The sequence below is a fragment of the Paracoccus sp. MKU1 genome, from assembly GCF_001447385.1.
Lineage (GTDB): Bacteria > Pseudomonadota > Alphaproteobacteria > Rhodobacterales > Rhodobacteraceae > Paracoccus.
In genome coordinates, this window is sequence record NZ_LLWQ01000111.1 from 1 (window position 1) to 6,316 (window position 6,316).

The 6,316-nt window shown below is 69.6% G+C and carries 6 protein-coding genes; 2 read left to right on the top strand and 4 right to left on the bottom strand.

What is annotated here, in order from left to right; translation table 11 throughout:
* A partial coding sequence (locus AQY21_RS07200; protein ID WP_082658019.1) for an AMP nucleosidase occupies window positions 1-923 on the bottom strand: 923 nt, incomplete at its 3' end.
* 95 nt (window positions 924-1,018) lie between these two features.
* Between AQY21_RS07200 and AQY21_RS07205 the strand changes: the two genes are divergently transcribed.
* Both AQY21_RS07205 and AQY21_RS07210 read left to right on the top strand, forming a co-directional pair.
* On the top strand, window positions 1,019-2,005 hold the full coding sequence (locus AQY21_RS07205; protein ID WP_058097049.1) for an LLM class flavin-dependent oxidoreductase: 987 nt from the start codon (window positions 1,019-1,021) through the stop codon (window positions 2,003-2,005).
* A complete protein-coding gene (locus tag AQY21_RS07210; protein WP_058097050.1) occupies window positions 2,002-2,862 on the top strand; it encodes an SDR family oxidoreductase in 861 nt (286 codons plus the stop codon). The genes AQY21_RS07205 and AQY21_RS07210 overlap by 4 nt, the downstream gene beginning before the upstream one ends.
* Here AQY21_RS07210 and AQY21_RS07215 read toward each other — a convergent pair.
* Genes AQY21_RS07215 through AQY21_RS07225 form a run of 3 tightly spaced genes read right to left on the bottom strand, consistent with a single transcriptional unit; the run spans window position 2,859 to window position 6,300 of the window.
* Window positions 2,859-3,479, bottom strand: coding sequence for a COG3650 family protein (locus AQY21_RS07215; protein WP_058097051.1), 621 nt, complete (start codon window positions 3,477-3,479; stop codon window positions 2,859-2,861). The genes AQY21_RS07210 and AQY21_RS07215 overlap by 4 nt on opposite strands.
* A 9-nt stretch (window positions 3,480-3,488) precedes the next feature.
* Window positions 3,489-5,411, bottom strand: coding sequence for a 1-deoxy-D-xylulose-5-phosphate synthase (gene dxs / locus AQY21_RS07220; protein WP_058097052.1), 1,923 nt, complete (start codon window positions 5,409-5,411; stop codon window positions 3,489-3,491).
* Window positions 5,412-5,436: 25 nt separating this feature from the next.
* Window positions 5,437-6,300 (bottom strand): polyprenyl synthetase family protein, encoded by an 864-nt coding sequence (locus AQY21_RS07225; protein ID WP_058097053.1) that lies wholly within the window; start codon window positions 6,298-6,300, stop codon window positions 5,437-5,439.
* Window positions 6,301-6,316 lie beyond the last annotated feature (16 nt).

Here is a 6,316-nt window from a genome sequence, read left to right on the forward strand (position 1 = left end):
CAGGCATGCGGGCGCAGCACGGCGATATGGTCGGTCGCGGTCTTGGCGTTCGAGGGGCCGACGCCGATATTGACCAGGGTGATGCCGTCGCCATCCGGGCGTTTGAGGTGATAGGCCGGCATCTGCGGCATCTTGGCGCCGGTGGCGATGATGTCCTCGGGACGCTCCAGGATCTGGTTGCCGGGCGCGACGAAGCCGGTATAGCCCGAGTTCGGATCGGCCAGCGCGCGGCGGGCGAAGGCCTCGAACTCGTCCACATAGAACTGGTAGTTGGTGAACATCACGAAATTCTGGAAATGCTCGGGCAGGGTTGCGGTGTAATGCGCCAGCCGCGCCAGCGAGTAATCGACACGCTGCGCGGTAAAGGGCGCCAGCGGGTGGCTGCCGTCCGGATTCGGGCCCGAGGTGCCGTTGACGATGTCGTCGTTCATCGTGTTCAGGTCCGGCACGTCGAAGACGTCGCGCAGCGAATAGTCCAGCACGCCTTCCTGAGGGACGTTCAGGTCGCTTTGCGTCGCGACGGCGAAATGCACCGGCATCGGCGTGCCGCTTTCGCCGATCGCCACCGCCACGCCGTGATTGCGCATGAGCAGGCCGATCTGCGCGGTCAGGTAGCCGCGGAACAGGTCCGGCCGGGTGATCGAGGTCGAATAGGTGCCCGGCAGCGCGACATGGCCAAAGGACAGGCGCGAATCCGTCTTGGAATGGATCGGCACGGTCATGCGCAGTTCCGGGTAGAAGGCGCGATAGCGCGCCGCCGGCCGGCCGCCCTCCAGCGTGGCCAGGAACCGTTCCAGCAGGAAATGCGAGGCCCGGTCGTAAAGCTCGATCAGCCGCGCCACGGCGGCGGCCGGGTCGTCGAAATAGACGCGCTCGGCGGGCTCGGGCGTCTCGATGGGAAGTCTCCGGCTGTCGGTCATCATGCGCGCTCTCCAGTTTCGGCGGAGAGTGCCAGCGCCGCCGCGGGCTGGCAAGCCGGCACCGGACGCCTTATCTGAGGGACAAAGGAGTGATCCGCATGGAATTTTCCGTTCTCGATCTGGCGGTGGTGGCCGAGGGCTCGGACGCCCGGCAGGCCATCGCCAATTCCGTCGCGCTGGCGCAAGCCGCCGAGGGCTGGGGCTACAGCCGCTTCTGGCTGGCCGAGCATCACAACATGCCCGGCATCGCCAGCGCCGCCACCGCGGTGCTGATCGGCCATGTGGCGGACCATACCGGGACGATCCGCGTCGGCGCCGGCGGGGTCATGCTGCCCAATCACGCGCCCCTGGCCATCGCCGAACAGTTCGGCACGCTGGCGACGATCCACGGGCCGCGCATCGACCTGGGCCTGGGCCGCGCGCCCGGCGGCGACGGCGCGGTGATGCACGCGCTGCGCCGGTCGATGCAGCGCAACGAGGATTTCCCGAACGACGTGGTCGAGCTGCTGCGCTATCTTGGCCCACCGCGCCCCGGCGCCCCGGTCGCGGCCCATCCGGGCGAGGGCACGAATGTCCCGGTCTGGATCCTCGGCTCGTCGCTCTATGGCGCCAGCCTCGCCGCCGCGCTTGGCCTGCCCTATGCCTTCGCCAGCCATTTCGCCCCCGGCGATCTGGACCAGGCCGCGCAGCTTTACCGCGACCGTTTCGAGCCGACCGAATTCGGCGAGAAGCCGCGCTTCATGCTGGCGGTGAACGTCATCGCCGCCGAGACCGATGCCGAGGCGCAGCGGTTGCGCAGCAGCCAGCAGATCAGCTTTGCCCGGCTGCGGCTGGGCATGCCCGGCCTGCTGCCGCCGCCGGTCGACGACGTGCTGGAGGCGATCCCGGTGCGCATCCTGCCCACGGTCAATGCCGCGCTGGCCATCAGCGCCGTCGGCAACCCCGAGACCGTCGCGACCGAACTGGACCGGCTGATCGCCCGCTATCAGCCCGACGAGCTGATCCTGGTCGGCAATATCCACGACCAGGCCGCACGGCACCGCTCCTTCGCCATCGCGGCCGAGATCCTGCGGGGGCACGCATGAGGATGCTGGTCTTTGGTCACGGCTATTCGGCCGGCTTCCTGACGCCCCTGCTGCTGGCCGAGGGCTGGCAGGTCACCGGCACCACCCGCAACGCCACGGATCGCGTGGCGCAAGCCGGGGCCGAGCCGCTGCGCTGGCCGGGGCAAGAGGATGCCGTGCGCCAGGCCATCGCCCAAGCCGACGCGATCCTGGTCTCGGTCGGGCCGGAACAGGGCGCCGACCCGGTGCTGGCAGCCTTCGGCGCCGAGATCGCCGCCAGCCGCCCGCGCTGGCTGGGCTATCTCTCGACCACCGGGGTCTATGGCGATCAGGACGGCGGCTGGGTCGATGAGGACACGCCCTGCACCCCCTCGACCCGGCGCGGACGCGAACGGGTCGCGGCCGAGCGGGGCTGGCAGGCTTTGGCCGCCGGGCACGGCCTGCCGCTGCACATCTTTCGCCTTGCCGGGATCTACGGGCCGGGGCGCGGCCCCTTTGCCAAGGTGCGGGCCGGCACGGCGCGGCGCATCGTCAAGCCCGGCCAGATCTTTTCCCGCATCCATGCCGAGGATATCGCGCAGGTGCTGCTGGCCTCGATCAAGGCGCCGCGCCCCGGCGCGATCTACAATGTCTGCGACGACGATCCCGCCCCGCCCGAGGCGGTGATCGGCCACGCGGCGGAACTGCTTGGCCTGCCCCTGCCCCCGGCCGAGGATTACGCCAGCGCCGAGATGACGCCGATGGCGCGCAGCTTCTATGCCGAGAACAAGCGCGTCTCGAACGCCCGCATCAAGCGGGAACTGGGCGTGACGCTGCGCTATCCCGATTATCGCGCCGGCCTGGCCGCGCTGGCGCGGACCGAGGGGATCGAAGCCTAGGGCGCGATCGAGCAGCAGCCGGTCAGCATGCGCGAGGACTGCTCCTGCCCGTCCAGGATCACCGCGACGGCCAGGGCATAGCTGCGGTCCGACATGCCGTCCGAGCATTGCTCGGGCCGCACGAAAGCGGTGAGCCGCCCCTTGTCGTCGCCGGCGATGATGCCGCGCGTAGGCTCGCCCTCGATGCCGCGATCCATGACCTTGCGCAGCGAAAGCTGGCGCTCGGGCTGGTCCGGTTCGCTGAAGACCAGCCCCTTCTCCACCGTCTTGACCGACCAGAAGGGCTCGGTCCCGCTGCAATGCAGCGCCAGCGGCAGTTCGGCGGGCTTCCAGACCGTGGCCTGCGGCTTGAGAAAGCGCAGCGCCACCCAGCCCGTGGTCTCGCCCACATTCACCCGGCCCCATTTGCCGCTGGCATCGCGGGCCAGCAGCTCCACGCCCTTGGCGGTCGAGGCCAGCCGGCCGATGACCTTGGCCTTGCCGTCCGGCGCCTCGCGCACGTTCAGCGTGTCCCAGGTCTCGACCACGGTGACATCGAACAGGTTCGGCAGATAGTCCTGCGCCGCCGCCGCCAGCGGGGCGGAAAGGGCGAGGCCGGTCAGAAGGATACGCAGCATTGTCACCTCTCAGGCACGTTTGGCCAAAGCCACGCCCAGGACGTCCAGCACCTTGGCCTCGATGTCGGGGGCGGACATGCGGGCCTCGCGATACATGGATTCGGGGCTGGCATGGTCGATGAATGTGTCGGGCAGCACCATCTGGCGGAAGCGCAGCCCGCCGTCGAACACGCCCTCGTCCGACAGAAGCTGCGCGACCAGGCTGCCGAAACCGCCGACCGCGCCCTCCTCGATGGTGATCAGCGCCTCATGCGTGCGGGCAAGGCGCAGGATCAGGTCGCGGTCCAGCGGCTTGGCGAAGCGGGCATCGACCACCGTCGGGCTGATGCCGCGCGCCAGCAGCGCCTCGCGCGCGCGCATGACCTCGGAGAGCCGGGTGCCGAAGGACAGGATGGCGACGCGCTTGCCCTCGGCCACGACCCGGCCCTTGCCGATCTCCAGCACCTCGCCGCGCTCGGGCATCTCGACGCCGGTGCCCTCGCCGCGCGGATAGCGGAAGGCGATGGGGCCTTCGTCATGGGCCGCCGCGGTGGCGACCATATGGACCAGTTCCGCCTCGTCGGCGGCGGCCATGACCACCATGCCGGGCAGGTTCGCGAGGAAGGCAATGTCGTAGGCGCCGGCATGGGTCGCACCATCGGCGCCGACCAGGCCAGCCCGGTCGATGGCAAAGCGCACCGGCAGGCGCTGGATCGCCACGTCATGCACCACCTGGTCATAGCCGCGTTGCAGGAAGGTCGAATAAAGCGCGCAGAACGGCTTCATCCCCCCCGCCGCCAGCCCGGCCGAGAAGGTCACGGCATGCTGTTCGGCGATGCCCACGTCAAAGCAGCGGCGCGGGAAACGCTCGGCGAAGAGGTTCAGCCCGGTGCCGTCCGGCATGGCGGCGGTGACGGCGACGATGCGGGCGTCGCGGCTGGCCTGATCGACCAGCGCCCGGGCAAAGACCGAGGTATAGCTGGGCGCGTTCGATTTCGCCTTGGCCTGCGCCCCGGTCTCGACGTCGAATTTCGCCGTGGCGTGGCCCTTGTCGGCGGCACGCTCGGCCGGGGCATAGCCCTTGCCCTTGCGCGTCACGACATGCAGCAGCACCGGCCCCGTCGCCCGCGCCTTGACCGTGCGGAAAAGCGGCAGAAGCTGGTCGAGGTCGTGGCCATCGACCGGGCCGATATAAGAGAATCCCAGCTCCTCGAACAGGGTGCCGCCGACGGTCATGCCCTTGAGCATCTCCTTGGCGCGGCGCGCGCCCTCTTGCAGCGAGGGCGGCAGGAAGCCGACGGCGCCCTTGGCCACGGCCTTGAGATCCTGGAACGGGCCCTCGGCATAAAGCCGGGTCAGATAGCGCGACAGCGCCCCGGTGGGCGGGGCGATGGACATCTCGTTGTCGTTCAGCACCACGAACAGCCGCTTGCCCAGGTCGCCCGCATTGTTCAGCGCCTCGAAGGCCATGCCCGCGCTCATCGCGCCGTCGCCGATCACCGCGATGGCATCGCCCGGATCGCCGCCCAGCTCGCGCGCCATGGCAAAACCCAGCGCCGCGCTGATCGAGGTCGAGCTGTGCCCGGCGCCGAACGGGTCATAGGGGCTTTCCGACCGCTTGGTGAACCCGGAAAGCCCGCCCTGCATCCGCAGGGTGCGGATGCGGTCGCGCCGCCCGGTCAGGATCTTGTGCGGATAGCATTGATGGCCCACGTCCCAGATGATCTTGTCGCGCGGCGCGTCAAAGACCGCATGCAGCGCCACGGTCAGCTCGACCACGCCCAGCCCGGCGCCCAGATGGCCGCCGGTCACGGAAACGGCGCTGACCGTCTCGGCCCGCAGCTCGTCGGCAAGCTGCCGCAGCTCGCGATCGGTCAGGTCCTTGAGGTCGGACGGCAGATGCACCCGGTCGAGGATCGGCGTCGCGGGGCGGTCGGAAGTCTCATGGGTCATGGCTTGCCCCTCTCCGGGCGGGCTGTCAGGCGTCGCGTTCGATAACGAAACGCGCAAGCTGCCGCAAGTTTCCTGCGCCCTCGCCATAGGGTTCCAGCGCGGTTTCGGCATTGCGCACCAGCTTGCGCGCCTTGTCCTGCGCGCCCTCCAGGCCCAGCAGCGACACGAAGGTCGCCTTGTTGGCGGCGCCGTCCTTGCCGGTGCGCTTGCCGGTGTCGGCCTCGTTGCCGGTCACGTCCAGGACATCGTCATGGATCTGGAAGGCAAGGCCCAGGTTGCGGGCATATTCCGCCAGCGGGCCGGTATCCTGCCCCGCCATGACGGCGCCGGCGGTGGCGGCGAACTGGATCAGCGCCCCGGTCTTGGCGCTTTGCAGCCGCTTGATGGCCACCAGATCCAGGGGTTCGATGGCGGTCTCGGCGGCGATGTCCAGCGCCTGCCCCCAGACCATGCCGCGCCCCCCGACCGCCTCGGAAAAGCCGCGCACCAGCGCCAGGCGTATCTCGGGCGCGCCGATCTGCGGCTCGGTCAGCAAGCCGAAGGCCAGGCTTTGCAGCGCGTCTCCAGCCAGGATCGCGGTGGCCTCGGACCATTGCACATGCACGGTGGGCAAGCCGCGGCGCAGGTCGTCGTCATCCATCGAGGGCAGGTCGTCATGCACCAGGCTATAGGCATGCAGCGCCTCGACCGCCGCCGCGACGGGCAGCGAGTCCCGGTCGCGCAGCCCGAACAGCCGCGCCGATTCCATCGCCAGAAAGGCGCGGATGCGCTTGCCGCCGATACAGGCATAGCGCATGGCATCGGTCAGCTCGCCCTCGGGCAGGCCGGCCATGGCCCCGTCCAGCGCAGCCTGCACCTGCGCCTTCACCTCCTCAAGGCGGCCCAGCATCACAGCCCCTCGGCCG